Genomic DNA, 16,361 nt, shown 5'->3' with positions numbered 1-16,361 from the left:
AATATAATTATTAGTGAGTTATCAAGTTTTAAAAAGTTTAAAACTTGAGCCAATTTATTGTAAGTAAAATTACTATTTTCTTTTATTTTTAATAGAAGTTTAGGTGTGAGTTTTTTTACATCCATGTAAATATTTGATTTAAATTTTGTTTTTAATTCTTTGGATTTTTTATAATTTAAAAAATTTTCTATTACGCTATCAGAGTAAGAGTTAATACTAATTCCATAACCACCAATTGATTCATTTGTTGGGAATGGAAGTAACTTTGTGTAATTAATGAAATTTTCTTTATTTTTAGGAAATTTATTATATGAAGTATTTGTTATCGCGATAACTTTTTTATTTATAAAAAAGTCTTCGCTTAAATTTTCTCTAATAATTGAACCTAAAAGCCTGCTTTTACCAATTGAATTTTTTCCAATAACTACGGTAAAAACATTAGTATTTTTAAAGTTTTCATTAGGTAATATATTGATATTTTTTTCATCAAAATGAAACTGAGTAATAAAAGTCATATTTTCTTAATTACGTAATAAAGGGCTGAATAATCAGCCCTTTATACACAAATTAGATTAAATTAACAACACCCTAAAGCGCCGCAATCTGCTCCATACTTGCTTTAATCTTGCTTAACTGATCAGCACATTCAGCCAACTTGGCTTTTTCACCTTCAACCACAGCCGCAGGTGCTTTCGCTACAAAACCTTCATTGCCCAGTTTATTGGCAATCTGATCATGCTGCTTTTGAACTTTATCCAAGTCTTTCTGCAAACGACCCAACTCTGCTTTCGGATCAATCAAACCTTTCATTGGTACAAATACAGACGCATGACCAATCACACTTGAAGAAGAAAGCGGTGGTTCCTGATCTTTAGTCAAAAATTCAATGCTTTCAACTTTTGCCAAAGCTTTAAATAACGATTCAATACGCTCGATCTGAGTACGTTCTGCATCTGAAATATTTTGCAGCAATACAGGCAATAAACGAGCATTACCCAAGCCCATCTCACCACGAATATTACGTACCGCACCAATCAAACTTTGTAACCATTGCATATCGGCTTCGGCTTGTTCATTGATTTTTGCTGTATCAGGCACAGGGTATTGCGCGGTCATAATCGTATGTTGACCAACTGCTGTGCCTTTACCCAGCATTGGCGCAAGCGTTTGCCAAATTTCTTCAGTCAGATACGGCATCAACGGATGTGCAAGGCGTAAAGACGCTTCCATCACGGCAAGCAACACGCGGCGAACTTCTGCTTTACGCTCTTCTGAAACATTGGCATCGTTTAAAACAGGCTTAGTCAGCTCGACATACCAGTCACAGTATTCATTCCAGATAAAGTCATAAATGGTCTGTGCAGCAAGGTCTAAACGATAGGTTGCAAATGCCTGATGCACCGCTTGCTCTGCTTTTTGCAGACGGCTGATGATCCATTGCTCAGGAAGTTCCCAAAGCTCAGGACGCGCTTCTTGAGCAACGGTTTGACCTTCAACATTCATCAGAACAAAACGAGTTGCATTCCAGATTTTATTACAGAAATTACGGTAGCCTTCGACACGTTTCAAATCAAATTTGATGTCACGGCCTGTATTGGCAAGCGCACAGAAGGTGAAACGTACCGCATCGGTACCATAAGCATTAATACCTTCTGGAAATTCCTTGCGAGTCGATTTTTCAATCTTTTCGGCTTGTTTTGGATTCATCAAACCAAAAGTACGTTTCGCCACCAGACTTTCTAGGTCAATCCCGTCAATCAAGTCTAAAGGATCAAGCACGTTGCCTTTAGATTTTGACATTTTCTGACCTTCGCCATCACGTACCAAACCATGTACATACACGGTTTTAAATGGTACTTGCGCTGTGCCGTCATCATTCTTCATAAAGTGCATGGTCAGCATGATCATTCGTGCGACCCAGAAGAAGATAATGTCAAAACCAGTTACCAACACATCGGTCGGGTGGAAGGTGTTTAAGAAATAGTTTTCTTTATCTTTGGCGGCATCACCCGTCCAGCCTAAGGTTGAGAATGTCCAAAGACCTGATGAGAACCAAGTATCCAGAACATCTTCGTCTTGCTGTAGGGTAACATCATCAGGGATGTTATTTTTGGCACGAACTTCTTCTTCGTTACGACCCACAAAAATATTGCCATCTGCATCGTACCAAGCAGGAATACGATGACCCCACCACAATTGACGCGAAATACACCAATCTTGGATGTTGTTCATCCATGCCATATACATGTTGGTGTATTGTTCTGGAACAAATTTGATGCGTCCGTCTTGAACTGCTTCAATTGCAGGTTTGGCAAGTGGTGCAATTTTTACATACCATTGATCGGTCAATAATGGCTCAACGATCACACCTGAACGGTCACCACGTGGGGCTTTCAGGTCATAAGGTTGAATCTGATCCAACCAGCCTCCGGCTTCCGCTTGAGCCACCAGTTTTTTACGTGCAGCAAAACGCTCTAAACCAATATAGTCAGTTGGAGCTGCAATCGTCGCGGAGATCTGTTCGCCTGCTTTGGCAATAAATTCAAAATCAGCCAAAATTTCGGCATTTTTATTGAAGATATTAATAATCGGCAAGTCATGACGTTTGCCTAAGTCATAGTCATTAAAGTCATGCGCAGGCGTAATCTTGACACAGCCTGTACCAAATTCTTTTTCGACATATTCATCGGCAACGATCGGCACTAAACGACCTGTAATCGGCAATACGATGTTTTTGCCAATTAAGTGTTGATAGCGCTCATCTTCAGGATGTACCGCAACCGCGCTATCACCTAATAAGGTTTCAGGACGTGTGGTTGCAACGACGAGATAATCATTGCCATCTTGGGTTTTAAGGGATTTGTCTTCAAAGAAATATTTGAAATGCCATAACGAACCTTTTTCTTCAACTGATTCAACTTCAAGGTCAGATAGTGCCGTTTGTAGTTTTGGATCCCAGTTGACCAAGCGTTTGCCACGATAGATCAGGCCTTGTTCGTGCAGTTGAACAAAGACTTCTTTGACCGCATTGGATAAACCTTCGTCCATGGTAAAGCGTTCACGTGACCAATCGACCGATGAACCTAAACGACGGATTTGTTTGGTAATGGTGCCACCTGATTGTTCTTTCCATTCCCAGACTTTGTCGATAAATTGCTCACGACCCAAATCATGACGGCTGACATTTTGTGCTGCCAATTGACGCTCAACCACCATTTGCGTGGCAATGCCTGCATGGTCTGTTCCCGGTTGCCATAAGGTATTTTTACCCATCATACGGTTGTAGCGGGTGAGGGCATCCATAATGGTATTGTTAAAACCATGCCCCATGTGCAAGCTACCTGTGACATTCGGCGGTGGAATCATGATACAAAATGATTCGCCCTGACCAGATGGTTTAAAGTAACCCTGTTGTTCCCAAGTTTGATACCACTTTTTTTCAATCTCAGTCGGATCATAAGTGGTCGCAATGTTTTGAGCAGATGGTGCGTTCGCGTCAGACATAGTTTCTAAGTCAAAAGTGAATAAAAAATTGCATCTATTATAGCAAAAAAACTGTAAAAATGCCGCGTTACATTATGGGGATGCTGAGCTAGAATAGAGACGATTTAATTGAGATGAATACACAAATCACATGTAAACTTTTGGGTTGTATAACCCATTTTTAAGGAAATAACTTGATTTTATAGATGCTGTTTATAGCGTGGGTCTATAACAATAAGATCAGAATAAGGTTTGGGACTAAGGATGATGCAATGGGATATGCAGTCTTTTTAAAAATGAATGAAGCCACGCATGCGTGGTTTGAACATATTCGAACACAATTGAATTTAGGTACTGAGCAAAGTCAGGCCAAAGCTTTGGGAAATGTATTATCTGAAATTGCCTGTGAAATTATTGAACAGGTGTTTGTCGAGCTGTTGCAGAAACAAAAACAAAAAAATGATGATCACGCTCAAAAACATGCTGCGGACTCAGAAAAAGTGATTCATCAGATTCTGGAGACCATGCGAAAATATCTCCCATGGTCAGTGTCCTTTTTTAGTAATGAACGTTTAATTCCTTTGGTTAACTATTTAGCAGGGCTTTTAACTGAGCGCGACCGCCAGATTTATGTGCGTTATGCCCTAGATCCAGTCTTGGTTCAGGAGGCATTCGCACAGATTGAAAAAGTACGCGATGGACAAATGAGTTATGTGCCTAGAGCTTTTCAGGCGCTTACAAAAATTGTGGATGAAGGCGTGACTAGCCTGATTCGCAAACCCAAACAATTACTGAAATTTAATTTGGTGGTCGATAAAACCTTAAATGGGGTGATTCATATGACCACGCATTTAGGCTATAAGCGTTTAGAAAAACTGGGTGAGAAAATCGACTCAGACACTGCAAATGAATATATCGAACATTTTTTATATTTTATGCAAAAAGAAGCTTAAACAACATATTTGATAAGGGGAAATACATTGACGAAGTTAACAACACTTGAAAATAAAGTCGTCTGGATTACAGGAGCATCTTCAGGCTTAGGCAAAGCATTGGCACGCGAATGTGCCTTACAGGGAGCACAAGTGGTTTTAACGGCACGACGTTATGATGAATTAGAAAATGTCCGATTTAGCCTTTTTAAACCTGAACAGCATATTTCTATAACAGCAGACATTACCGATGAATCACAAATTCGTCATGCCTATGTACAAATTTTAGAACAAAAGGGCAGAATCGACTGGCTGATCAATAACGCGGGTTTAAGTCAACGTGCACTCATTCAGGACACCAATATGCAAACGGAACGCGCGATTATGGAAATCGATTATTTTTCGCAAGTGTTCCTGACCAAGACCATATTGCCGACGTTAATTCAACAGCAATCGGGTCGTATCGTTTTTATTTCAAGTGTGGCTGGACTTTTGGGTACACAATATCGTGCCAGTTATTCGGCAGCCAAAGCCGCGATTCATTTATGGGCAAATAGTTTACGTGCCGAAGTGGCACAGTTTGGTATTGATGTGTCGGTTATTTTTCCGGGGTTTGTCAAAACCAATGTTTCGTTTAATGCCTTAAATGGGGAAGGAAAACCGCAGGGGCATCAGGATGAAGCCATTGCCAATGGTTTAGATGCAGATGTGTTTGCTCAGCAAATGGTAAAAGCACTGATGAATGGTCAGGAATATGTGGTGATTGGTGGATTAAAAGAAAAACTCGGTGTGTGGATATTACGATTATCGCCAAGTTTGCTGTATAAAATGATTCGTAAAATGAAAGTGAAATAATCTAATTTTAAATGAGATCAAGATGTTGAGAATCACGTCTTGATCACGCTGCTTATGTTTTTTCAAAAATGGCAGTGCCATAGGCAAAGACTTCAACCATACCGCCTTGCATGCCAAGTTCTGTGGTACTTAATCGTAAACCCATAATTTTATTGGCACCTTGTTGCTCGGCTTGTTTTTTTAGTCTAACGATGGCTTCACGTCGTGCACGATCAATCACGCTCTCATAGCTGGTTAAACGACCACCAAAAAAATTATGAATATTGGCAATGACATATTTAAAATAATCATGGGAAATGACCACATTGCTTGAAATCATCTGACCCGATTGCTCACTGTAGGTAAAGCGATGGGTATCAATTTGAATGTGCGAAAGTTGTTGTTCGTTTTCAGCAAGCTCACGCCAGTGTTTCTGTTCATAGTAACGACCAAAACCCCAACCGACACTAAAAAGAATCAGAAATATCGCAAGTTGAAAAATAAGATTTTCCATACAGTTGACCTTAGGAACTAAATGGGTCGGGTAGTTTCGGGATATTAGGTTGTACAATGACCGCGGTGCCATAAACGAATAGCTCAGATGCACCTTGAGCAATGTTTGAGGTTGAAAAACGGATACCAACAATTGCATTGGCACCTAACTGCTGTGCTTTAGCAATCATTCTTTGCATGGCTTCCTGACGCGATTCTTCCAGAAGTTCGGTATAAGCGGTCAGTTCACCTCCTACAATATTTTTAAGACTCGCCATCAGATCGCGTCCTGCATGTTTACTGCGCACAGTACTGCCATAAACCACATCAAGTTGTTGCGTGATCTGATGACCCGGCATATTTTCTAAATTACTTAATAACATTACTTTTTTTCAAAATTAGGATGTTAAGAAGATATGAAAAACTACACCGCAATGCAATAACAACCAGCCATAAAAAAAGCCCACCGAAGCGGACTTTCTGTAACGGAATATTCAAAGTGATTTACTGTTTTTTCAGATCTGCGCTAGAAGGTTGATGTACTACAGTATCTGTTGTATTGGCTTTTAAACCACCGCCTAAGGTTTTATACAATTCAATTTGATTGTTCAAATTAGCTTGTTCAAGTAACAATAAACCTTGTTCTGCTGAATAAGATGAACGCTGTGCATCCAATACCGTCAAATAGTTATCAATCCCAGCACGGAAGCGGGCATTGGATAAATTATAGGTCGTATTGGTTGCTTCAACCAAACGGCGTTGTGCGGAAAGACGATCACCAATATTGGCGCGAGTCGCCAAGGCATCGTTGACTTCACGGAAGGCAGACTGAATTGATTTCTCATAATCAGACAAAGCAATTTTTTGATCTGTCTCAGAAATTTTGATATTGGCACGACGCGTACCCCAATCAAAAATAGGCAAATCAAGACTTGGACCAATCGACCAAACACCGCCACCCGATTTAAACAAATCGCTTAATTGAGACGATGCATAACCTGCTGAACCAGTCAGGCTAATGGTAGGGAACAGGGCTGCTTTCGCTGCACCAATATTCGCACCTGCCGCACTCAACTGATATTCAGCTGCTTTGACATCAGGACGATTATTCAACAAGTCACTTGGTAAACCTGTAGAAAACACGTTTTGACGTGTTACAGATTTAACAGGTTGATTCGGCAGTAGATTCGTTGCAACTGGCTGACCCACCAAAAGATTTAACAAGTTTTGAGCTTGTACAATCTGGGTTTTATAGTTAGCAACATCATTACGTGCAGTTTCAACAGAGATCTGTGCCTGACGCAATGGAACTTCACTATCAATGCCAACATCGAAGCGTTTTTTGTTTAGATTATACGAATCTAACTGTGCTTTGAGAGTTTGGTCGGCAAGTTTTAAGTTTGCACTGGCAAACGAATAATTTAACCAAGCTTGTGCAACCTGACTGACCAAACTGATTTGAGTGGCATCACGGGCACTTTGAGTCGCCAAGTAATTGTCCAGTGCAGCATCTTTTAGACTACGCACACGTCCCCAAAAATCAAGCTCATAAGCAGTGACACCTAAACCCACCTGAAAAGTCGAGTAAGGATTATTCGGGTCACGTGTTGGATTGACCTGACGAATAGCACTGCCACTTGCGCCAATGGTTGGAAGCTGATTGTTTTCAGTGATTTGATACTGTTGCTGCGCACGTTGAATGTTTAAGGTCGCGGTACGTAGATCACGGTTGTTGTTAAGAGCCAACTCAATCACTTGCAACAAGCGAGGGTCAGAGAAAAAGTCTTTGTAGCCTTGCTCTGCTATAGATGTACCTGAAGCATTATAACTATAGCCTTCAGGGATATCGGCTTTGGCAACTGGTTCTGGGCCACGCATGCTTTGACACGCGGTCAAAGCAAGCGCAAGTGCAGATACCGCAATGCTACGACCTGAAATAGACCATACTTTTTGCATCACGATCTGTGCTCCTGATTGTTGATGGTTTTAGGTTTGTACTTAAAGACACTACGAATCCAGACAAAGAATACTGGAATAAAGAAGATACCTAAAAGTGTTGAACTGATCACGCCGCCAAGTACCCCATAACCTACAGAGTGTTGACTGCCAGCACCAGCACCAGATGCAAGTGCTAAAGGCAGTACACCGAAACCGAAGGCAAGGGTGGTCATGATGATCGGACGTAAACGCATTTTTGCAGCATGCAATGTCGCTTCAAGTAGGTCTTCACCTTTTTCCTGAAGTTCTTTGGCAAATTCTACAATCAAAATCGCATTCTTTGCCGAAAGACCAATCACCGCGATAATGGCGACTTGGAAATAAATATTGTTGGATAAGTTCGGATCTCCCTTAATGACCATACCTAAATAGGTCAGCAAGATCGCACCTACCACACCTAATGGTACAACCAATAACACTGAAAATGGAATAGACCAGCTCTCATACAACGCGGCTAAACACAAGAATACGATCAATAACGACAGTGCATACAAGAATGGAGCTTGAGCACCAGAGTCACGTTCTTCAAGTGATAAACCTGTCCACTCATAATCAAAGCCCTGAAGTCCCATAGAAGGTAATTTACCTACAATTTCTTCCATTGCTTTCATGGCATCACCAGAGCTGACACCTGTGGCAGGGGTACCCTGAATGTTCATGGATGAAACACCATTATAACGTTCAAGACGCGGTGAACCATAGGTCCATTCGCCTGTGGCAAAGGCTGAGAATGGAACCATTTCACCTTTGTTATTGCGAACATACCACTTGTTCAGATCCTCAGGCATCATACGGCTGCCCGCATCACCCTGAACATAGACTTTTTTAACACGGCCACGGTCTACGAAGTCATTAATGTATGAACCACCCCACGCAATACTCATGGTACTGTTAATGTCAGCGATACTGACACCCATTGCTCCGGCTTGCGCCTGATCAATGTTAATTTGATACTGCGGCGTGTCTTCCTGACCATTTGGACGTACACCCATCAGGCGTTTATCCTGAGCAGCCATACCCAGTACAGCATTACGCGCAGCGACTAACTTGTCATGCCCCTGACCGCTCGCATCTTTAAGTTGCAAGTTAAATCCGGCAGTCACACCAAGTTCAGGCATAGCAGGTAACTGTAGCGGCATAATATATGATGCATCTTTGACAATCATATTGAGTGCCATACCACGCTGAATGATATTGCCAATTTGAGTTTCAGGGGTGGTACGATCACTCCAGTCTTTTAACTTAACAAATGCCAAACCTGCGTTTTGACCTACCCCGGTGAAGGAGAAGCCGGCCACGGTAAAGATAGACTCAACCGAATCTTTTTCTTTGTTCAGGAAATAATCTGCCATCGTGTCGATGACTTTACCGGTCCGATCAAGTGTTGCATTCGGTGGCAATTGTACCAGCGTCATGACCACACCCTGATCTTCTTCTGGTAAGAACGAAGAGGGTAATTTGACAAAGAATAGCACCAGAACACCAACGATTACTGCATAAAGTATTCCAGAGAATATTTTATGATGCAGCATACGGTTCACACCGTTCTGATAGCCATTAGACATACGGTCAAAGGTGGTATTGAACCATCTAAAGAAACGCGCAAAAATATTGTTGCTTGGCTCTTTATTTGGATCATGCTGTTTAAGTAAAGTCGCACATAGCGCTGGGGTAAAGGTCAACGCAACCACTAACGATAGCACCATGGCGGTGACTAGCGTGATGGAAAACTGACGATAAATGACCCCCGTTGTTCCACCAAAGAATGCCATTGGAATGAATACCGCAGACAAAACGCTGGTAATACCTATCAATGCACCCGAAATCTGCTGCATGGAGTGTTCTGTCGCGGTCACAGGGTCAGTGTGTTCTTCAGTCATGACACGTTCAACGTTTTCGACCACGACAATCGCATCATCGACCAGAAGACCGATGGCAAGTACCATCGCAAACATGGTTAATGTATTGATCGAGAAACCAAAAATATTAATAACCGCAAATGTACCCAACACGACCACAGGCACAGCCAGAGTTGGAATAATCGTTGCGCGCCAGTTCTGTAAGAACAGGAACATCACGATAAATACCAGAACTACCGCCTCAACCAGCGTGTGTACGACACTTTCAATCGAAAGTTTAATAAATGGCGTGGTATCAAAGGCCAATTGGTCTTTTAGTCCAGCTGGATAGTTTTTACGTAATTCTTCCAGACGTGTTTCAACAGCTTCGGCTGTGTCAAGTGCGTTAGAGCCTGTTGCAAGTTTAATCGCAACACCACCTGCCGCTTTACCATTGAATTTTGAGTCAAACTGATAGTTGTCTGATCCAAGTTCAACCCGTGCGACGTCTTTAAGTAGAACCTGTGCACCACCTGCGGTATTTTTCAGGAAAATTTCGCGGAATTGTTCAGGGGTCTGCAACAAACTCTGAGCATTTACTGTTGCATTGAGCACCTGACCATCTACCGCTGGCGCACCACCGAGTTGACCGACTGCAACTTGAGCGTTTTGTGCTCGTAGCGCAGTCGCAACATCATTTGGAGTCAGTTGATAACTGGTAAGTTTTGCAGGGTCAAGCCAGATGCGCATCGCATATGAGCCACCGAATACCTGAACTTCACCCACACCAGCAACACGGCTAAGTGGTTCGGAGATATTTGAGTTTACATAGTCCTTAATATCTGAACCTGAGAGGGTGCCATCTGGTGAATAGAACGCAACTACTTGTAAGAAGCTCGCGCCAGATTTGGTTACCTTGACCCCTTGACGTTGTACATCTTCAGGTAAAAGTGCAGTTGCAGATTGTAATTTGTTTTGAACCTGAACTTGCGCGATGTCTGGATCAACACCTTGTTCAAAGTTCAATTGAATGGAAGCCTGACCGTTACCCGCACTATTCGATGAGATATAGCGCAAGCCATCCAGACCATTCATTTGTTGTTCGATAATCTGCGTTACTGTGTTTTCAACAGTTTGAGCAGATGCACCTGGATAAGTCGCTGAAATCGTGACCGTTGGAGGGGCAATAGTCGGATATTGTGCAATGGGCATTTTAGTGAGCGTGAGAATACCCGCTAACATAATGACCAGTGCAATCACCCACGCAAAAATGGGGCGATGAATAAAAAATTGAGCCATTCAGTCTACCCCTTATGCATTTGAAGTAGCTTTTTGTTCAGGTTTAGCTTGATTTGCATCAGCAGGTTGTGCCTTATTCGCATTTGGGTTTTGTGCTTGCGCAGGTGTTTGCTGAGCCTGAGGTTGGTAAGGCTTCGCAGAAACGTTTTGACCTTCTTTGACTTTCGCAACACCATCAACAATGATTTTATCTCCAGCTTTAAGGCCACTGGTCACAATCCAGTCTTTACCTTGTACACCCGCTGTTTGAATTTGACGTGTTTCTACTGCACCCTTGTCATTCACCAGCATTGCAGTCGCTTGTCCAGTAGGGGTACGAGTCACAGCTTGCTGTGGAACAAGGAATGCATTTGGAATAACCGCTTGAGTAATTTGTGCAGTTGCATACATACCCGGCAGCAATAAATGATTTGGATTTGAGAACACTGCACGTAGGGTCACTGTTCCGGTTTCTGGGCTTACACTTGCGTCAGAAAATGCAAGTCGTCCTTCAACTGGGTAGATGGAACCATCTTCAAGGCGAAGTTTCACCTTGGTGTTATTGCTGTTATCCAGACTTCCTTTACTTAACTGTTGGCGTAAACGCAACAATTCAGCACTGGACTGGTTAATGTCGACATAAATAGGATCAAGCTGTTGAATGGTGACTAATGGATCAGCCTGATTTGCAGTGACCAATGCACCTGCCGTAACAGATGAACGACCTGATTGACCAGAAATTGGTGAACGAATTGTTGAATACCCCAAATCAACTTCCGCATTTTTCACTTGTGCCTGCGCTGCTGCAAGTTGAGCTTGCGCAACGTTGACCTGTCCCACTAAGTCATCGTATTCCTGTTTGGACACAGCGTTGCTGGAAACAAGCTGTTGATAACGATTCATCTTGGTTCTAAGTGAATTGAGATTGGCTTGTTGTTGCAACACAGCAGCTTTAGCATTTTCAAGCGTTGCACGGTTGGTTCTTGAGTCAAGCTCATAGAGTGACTGACCTTCACGCACGTAGCTTCCTTCGGCAAATAAACGCTTTAGAATCACACCGCTAGTCTGAGGGCGAACATCAGAAATTTGATAGGCTGTCGTTCGACCAGAAAGCTCAACCATTTGCTCAACACTTTGTGGCTGTGCAACAAGCACACCGACCTCAGTTGGGGGCATTTGCTGAGCTGCACCTGCTTGCTGCGCATTTTTATCATCTTTGCTACAGCCAACAAGCGCAATACTTGCTGCTAATGTGCAAGCAGTAAGGGCTGGAGCCCAAAGCTTTGCAGACATCATTGTTTCACCTCATTTAGAGCTTTATCTAAAAATAATTTGTTCTTGTTCAACTTGCTTTGTCTCCACAACCAAAGCAGTGAGATCCAAATAAAACCGATACTCCAACCTGCTAACACATCCGTAGGATAATGAACCCCTGCATAAACTCTTGAGAGTCCCATTATCAGCAGCCACAAACAAGCTATCGTTATGAAAAACAATCTATGGGTGTGACGTTGAGCAAGTAAGATAACTAAAGTGGCGAGTGTAGCCGCATAAACACTATGCGCACTTGGAAAAGAGGCACCATAGCTATGCACCAGATGATAAAGTTCTGGCGGTCTAGGTCGGTCAAAACACCATTTAAGTAACCATCCCAAAGCAATACTGCCGACTACTCCAGATATAATAAAAGTCAGTGTTGTATACTTTTTATACCAAGCACAGATGAAACACCATACTGTACTGAAAAATAATACAAATGGCATGCCACCTAGATATGCCAGTGCAGTGGTCATTTGATTAAGTGTCCATGTTCGCTGTTCATTGAAAAATTGAACTGAAGATAAATCCAATCTTTCAATAACAGGGGAAGATAAACCAAACACACTTAATAAAAAGAAAATGCAACCAATACAGAGTATTAGGTAGGGCATATCAACAACCTTTAATAAATAAGAGCGAATCGGTTGGAATACGATCATGAAGTGTACTCGTCAGTACACTTTTTTTCAAGTCTAGGTTTTTATACTAATTTCTTTTTGTTAAATATTTAACATTTGGCACATAAACATAACAAATTTATGTGAAGATTTAGGCATTTTCTATCAATTCCTTGCACCATGTTAATGCGAAGAACCCGACTTAGAGGTGCCATCATCGACCTCAAGAGGCTGCTTCGGTGGCCAGAAAAAATCACTTGGGCGAGTCAGAAAATGAGTCACCACCAGCTTTGCCAGAGGTTTCCATTGTTCAAAACGTACTCGTCGTGCACGTAAAGCCACAATAATCGTCAAGCTAAAACTGACAAATAAGTTGGTCAAACCAATCAGCAGTACACCCATAAATGACACAATAATCAGTCCAATATCGGGCGGACCATTAATGCACATCAAACCTTGAATAAAGTTCGCAGAAGCAAATGCAATATGGCGAATATCCAGTGGCAAACCTAAAATAAATCCAATGGTTCCCATACTTCCGAGCATGATACCGAACAAAAAATTCCCTGAAAGTGCACCTAAATTACGTTCAACATAATCAGCGAATTTATTTAAGCGATTTTGTCCCATCCAGTGAGCCAAATATTTGTGTGCTTTTAAACGTGGTCCCACCTTGCGATAAACTGCCATATTGTCGAAATAACCAGCCAGCAAACCTGATAAAAATAAACATACTCCCGCAATTGCAGCATGTGGAATCGCCAGCGAGGTAAATGGATTTAAACTATGCAACAGGGCAGAGGCTTTGGTATGGGTCAATAATGGCTCATCCAGAAAATATTGCCAGAGATAGGTAATAAGGGCCGCAGTTGGAATCGCGATTGAAATATTGCCTAAAATGGCAATAAACTGGGTACGAATAATATTAATAATTAAAGCCGCCAATTCTGCAATTTGTGCGGTTTTTGAGCCTTTACGATGATGGACAGTTGCTGCCAATGCCGCAGCGGTCATGGCGGGCTGTTTGGTTGCGACAGTAAAATGCAGCACATGAATTAACACAAAACCGAGTGAATAGTTCATGCTGTACAAAAAGGCATGCATCATCGGTGCTAAGGTTAGGCGAGCTGCCAAAATTTTCAGGGTTGCCATAACCGCGATAATTGCGCCAGCACCAGCCGCCGCTTTATACATTTGTAAGAAGCCATCTTTGTCGGTACTAACATAATGTTCACCGGTACGACTGGCATTTTCAGTGACTTGTAATGCAATTAATTCGCTATTGGTGCTGAGTAGGGAGCGTACGCTTTGTTCGCTATAATGTGCAGCCGTAATATCTTCTAAAAACTCCGCAATGGCACGGTCACGAATGTTTTTCTGACCGACGATGATATTAAGGAGTAGCTCAATTCGATCCAGACACTGTTCAAGCAAAGAAAGTAAATAGGTTAAGCTGAGACTAACACCAATCCGTTTGGTGGCACGTCGTATTTTAAACACCACTTCACGGCATTGCTCAAACATGACAAAAGCTTGCGAGGCATCTGGTGGCTCCAGCACTGCTACTTCATGTCCGGTATAGCTTTGTTTTTTGTATTTTTCTATAAAATCGATGACTTCACGATTTTGCACCAAAAAAGGCGAGGCATATTCAGTGAGTTCAGGTTGAGCATTAATAAATTCAGGATATAAACCAATACCACTGATCCGATACGACAAAACCGTAATCGCCTTGATCATTTCATCGTAAATGGCACGTTTTTCATCAATATTACTATTACTTTGACCCATTAACTCAAACAAGGTCGACCAGCGTTTTTCATCAATCGCATTTAACCAGTATTTATCACTACGCTGATGAAAAACCTGTCCAATGAGTGTGCTGAGATCATGCTCATCCTGAATCAGGGGCAAAAAATGAGCCCCCAACCGCTTTACCAACTGATTCCAAAAACCATCCAAAGACAAAATGCCACTGTCGGCATATAAGCTGGTTTGTTTATATTGATTTACAAGGCGTAATAAAAAGCTTTGTAAAGTATTGGCTGCATCTGGATTAAGTAATAACGAATGAATAAAGGCATCAAATTTCTTTTCAATTTCGTCCTGATTTTTAGTATCGCTTGGACGAATTCGATTAATCAGTTCAATGATGAGATGTTCGTCGAGCGCAACTTGGCGGTCTGCAAGTTGCTGCTGCATGCGTGTATAAAGATCGGATAAATTGATATGCATAGGCAAAATAATTCTGAAAAAATAATTATTGGATTCGGTCTAAGGCCATGACAGTCAAATTGATCAATGCCTGACGAGCGTCACTTTCAGGCAGTTGATTTAAAGCAGCGAGTGCCGCACAGGTTTCTTCCTCTGCGCGCTGTCGGCAATAATCAAGTGCACCAGACTCTTGCACAATTTTAATGACTTGATCTAACTGAGAAATACCACCCGTTGAAATACTTTTACGAATAATCGCGTGTTCATCACCAGAGGTTTTTTGTAACGCTGCGATCAATGGCAGGGTCGGTTTACCTTCCATTAAATCATCACCAATATTTTTCCCCAAAGTATCGGCATCTGAAGTGTAGTCTAAAATATCATCAATAATTTGAAAGGCATTGCCAAAATGACCCGCAAAATGTCGTAATGCTTCGCGATATTGAGGCGTGTTCGATAAAATTGCAGCGCCTTCGGTTGCCAATTCAAACAGGCGGGAGGTTTTCCCGTGAATAATATTTAAATAAGTTGCTTCAGTGGTGTCTGGATCATGTTGTGATTGAAGTTGTAGCACTTCACCTTCGGCAATTTCGCAAGTCCCTGTCGAAAAGTCTTTCAGCAAAACCATATCGTTTAAATCGACCAACAAATCAAAAGCACGTGAAATCAGAAAATCACCGACCAGAACTGCGGTTTGATTGTTCCATGTGGCATTTGCTGTAGGACGTCCACGACGTAAACCAGATTCATCCACGACATCATCATGTACCAGTGTGGCGGTATGGAGCATTTCAATAATGGCTGCCAGTTTACGATGATGTTGCAAATCTTCAGTACCGCAAGCCTGACCTGCAAGTAGACACATAATAGGACGCATACGTTTGCCGCCTGCTTCCACCACATGTTTACTCACTGCCATCACTAGTGCGACTTTGGAGGTAATCCCTTCATTAATAAATGTGTCCATCACAGCAAAGTCGTTGGCTACAGGCGCGAGAATGTCTTGCTTAAAGTCGATGGCCATGCGAAAGGAAACCTCGTCAAACTATGGGTGATGTATTCAATGGATACGCTATAAAATCTTCAACTCAAAATGAATGCAAAACATGTTTTCTTTGTCTACAGCGAAAATGTTGTATCAGATTATTCATGTTCAGTGCTGTTTAGCCAAGTTTAGGGAGAAACTCCATATTTTGAGTGGTTTTATAGTAGCAATTTGTTTTTAAACCTTATTTGCGATTTTACACATATTCAAACGAAATACTAGGCTGATCAAGCATCTAACAAAGGATCAGTCGAATAGTGCCCATTTTTTATTGAAGACTGGATATTTTTGCATCAAAATGCTTGTCGTT

Annotated in this window: 11 protein-coding genes and 1 pseudogene; 2 read left to right on the top strand and 10 right to left on the bottom strand. The window is 41.8% G+C overall.

All coding sequences use genetic code 11. The features are described from left to right. A pseudogene (locus tag E0D95_RS15680) lies at nt 1-515 on the bottom strand (hypothetical protein); the annotation flags it as partial. Nucleotides 516-588: 73 nt separating this feature from the next. After that, a complete protein-coding gene (locus tag E0D95_RS07465; RefSeq protein ID WP_130803292.1) occupies nt 589-3,504 on the bottom strand; it encodes a valine--tRNA ligase in 2,916 nt (971 codons plus the stop codon). A 251-nt stretch (nt 3,505-3,755) separates the two neighbouring features. On the opposite strand from E0D95_RS07465, the gene E0D95_RS07460 reads away from it, so the two are divergent. Both E0D95_RS07460 and E0D95_RS07455 read left to right on the top strand, forming a co-directional pair. Next, nucleotides 3,756-4,436 carry a hypothetical protein gene (locus E0D95_RS07460; RefSeq protein WP_130803291.1) on the top strand — a complete coding sequence of 227 codons (681 nt, stop codon included), beginning with the start codon at nt 3,756-3,758 and terminating at the stop codon, nt 4,434-4,436. A 27-nt stretch (nt 4,437-4,463) separates the two neighbouring features. Further along, nucleotides 4,464-5,270: an SDR family oxidoreductase gene (locus E0D95_RS07455; protein WP_130803290.1), complete on the top strand. Its 807-nt coding sequence runs from the start codon at nt 4,464-4,466 to the stop codon at nt 5,268-5,270. 52 nt (nt 5,271-5,322) lie between these two features. On the opposite strand, the gene E0D95_RS07450 is transcribed toward E0D95_RS07455, so the two are convergent. The 8 genes from E0D95_RS07450 to sdsA form a co-directional block, all read right to left on the bottom strand. Further along, nucleotides 5,323-5,763: a YbjQ family protein gene (locus E0D95_RS07450; protein WP_130803289.1), complete on the bottom strand. Its 441-nt coding sequence runs from the start codon at nt 5,761-5,763 to the stop codon at nt 5,323-5,325. A 10-nt stretch (nt 5,764-5,773) separates the two neighbouring features. Further along, a complete protein-coding gene (locus E0D95_RS07445; RefSeq protein ID WP_130803288.1) occupies nt 5,774-6,124 on the bottom strand; it encodes a YbjQ family protein in 351 nt (116 codons plus the stop codon). A gap of 121 nt (nt 6,125-6,245) precedes the next feature. Next, nucleotides 6,246-7,697, bottom strand: coding sequence for a multidrug efflux RND transporter AdeIJK outer membrane channel subunit AdeK (gene adeK / locus E0D95_RS07440; protein WP_130804857.1), 1,452 nt, complete (start codon nt 7,695-7,697; stop codon nt 6,246-6,248). Next, nucleotides 7,697-10,876 carry a multidrug efflux RND transporter permease subunit AdeJ gene (gene adeJ / locus E0D95_RS07435; protein WP_130803287.1) on the bottom strand — a complete coding sequence of 1,060 codons (3,180 nt, stop codon included), beginning with the start codon at nt 10,874-10,876 and terminating at the stop codon, nt 7,697-7,699. The genes adeK and adeJ overlap by 1 nt, the downstream gene beginning before the upstream one ends. 12 nt (nt 10,877-10,888) lie before the next feature. Beyond that, nucleotides 10,889-12,151: an AdeA/AdeI family multidrug efflux RND transporter periplasmic adaptor subunit gene (locus E0D95_RS07430; RefSeq protein WP_130803286.1), complete on the bottom strand. Its 1,263-nt coding sequence runs from the start codon at nt 12,149-12,151 to the stop codon at nt 10,889-10,891. Further along, entirely contained in the window at nt 12,148-12,786 is a 639-nt protein-coding gene (locus E0D95_RS07425; RefSeq protein ID WP_130804856.1) for a phosphatase PAP2 family protein, read from the bottom strand. Before E0D95_RS07425 ends, E0D95_RS07430 begins: the two co-directional genes overlap by 4 nt. A 189-nt stretch (nt 12,787-12,975) precedes the next feature. Beyond that, complete coding sequence (locus tag E0D95_RS07420) at nt 12,976-15,027, bottom strand: site-specific recombinase (protein WP_130803285.1); 2,052 nt, start codon at nt 15,025-15,027, stop codon at nt 12,976-12,978. 25 nt (nt 15,028-15,052) lie between these two features. After that, nucleotides 15,053-16,030, bottom strand: a complete 978-nt coding sequence (sdsA, locus tag E0D95_RS07415) for an All-trans-nonaprenyl-diphosphate synthase (protein ID WP_130803284.1) — start codon at nt 16,028-16,030, stop codon at nt 15,053-15,055. Nucleotides 16,031-16,361: the final 331 nt, after the last annotated feature.

The sequence above is a fragment of the Acinetobacter ihumii genome (assembly GCF_900625095.1).
GTDB classification, from domain to species: domain Bacteria; phylum Pseudomonadota; class Gammaproteobacteria; order Pseudomonadales; family Moraxellaceae; genus Acinetobacter; species Acinetobacter ihumii.
The sequence above is the reverse complement of the archived record's forward strand: the minus strand, read 5'-3'. Positions and strand labels throughout refer to the sequence as shown.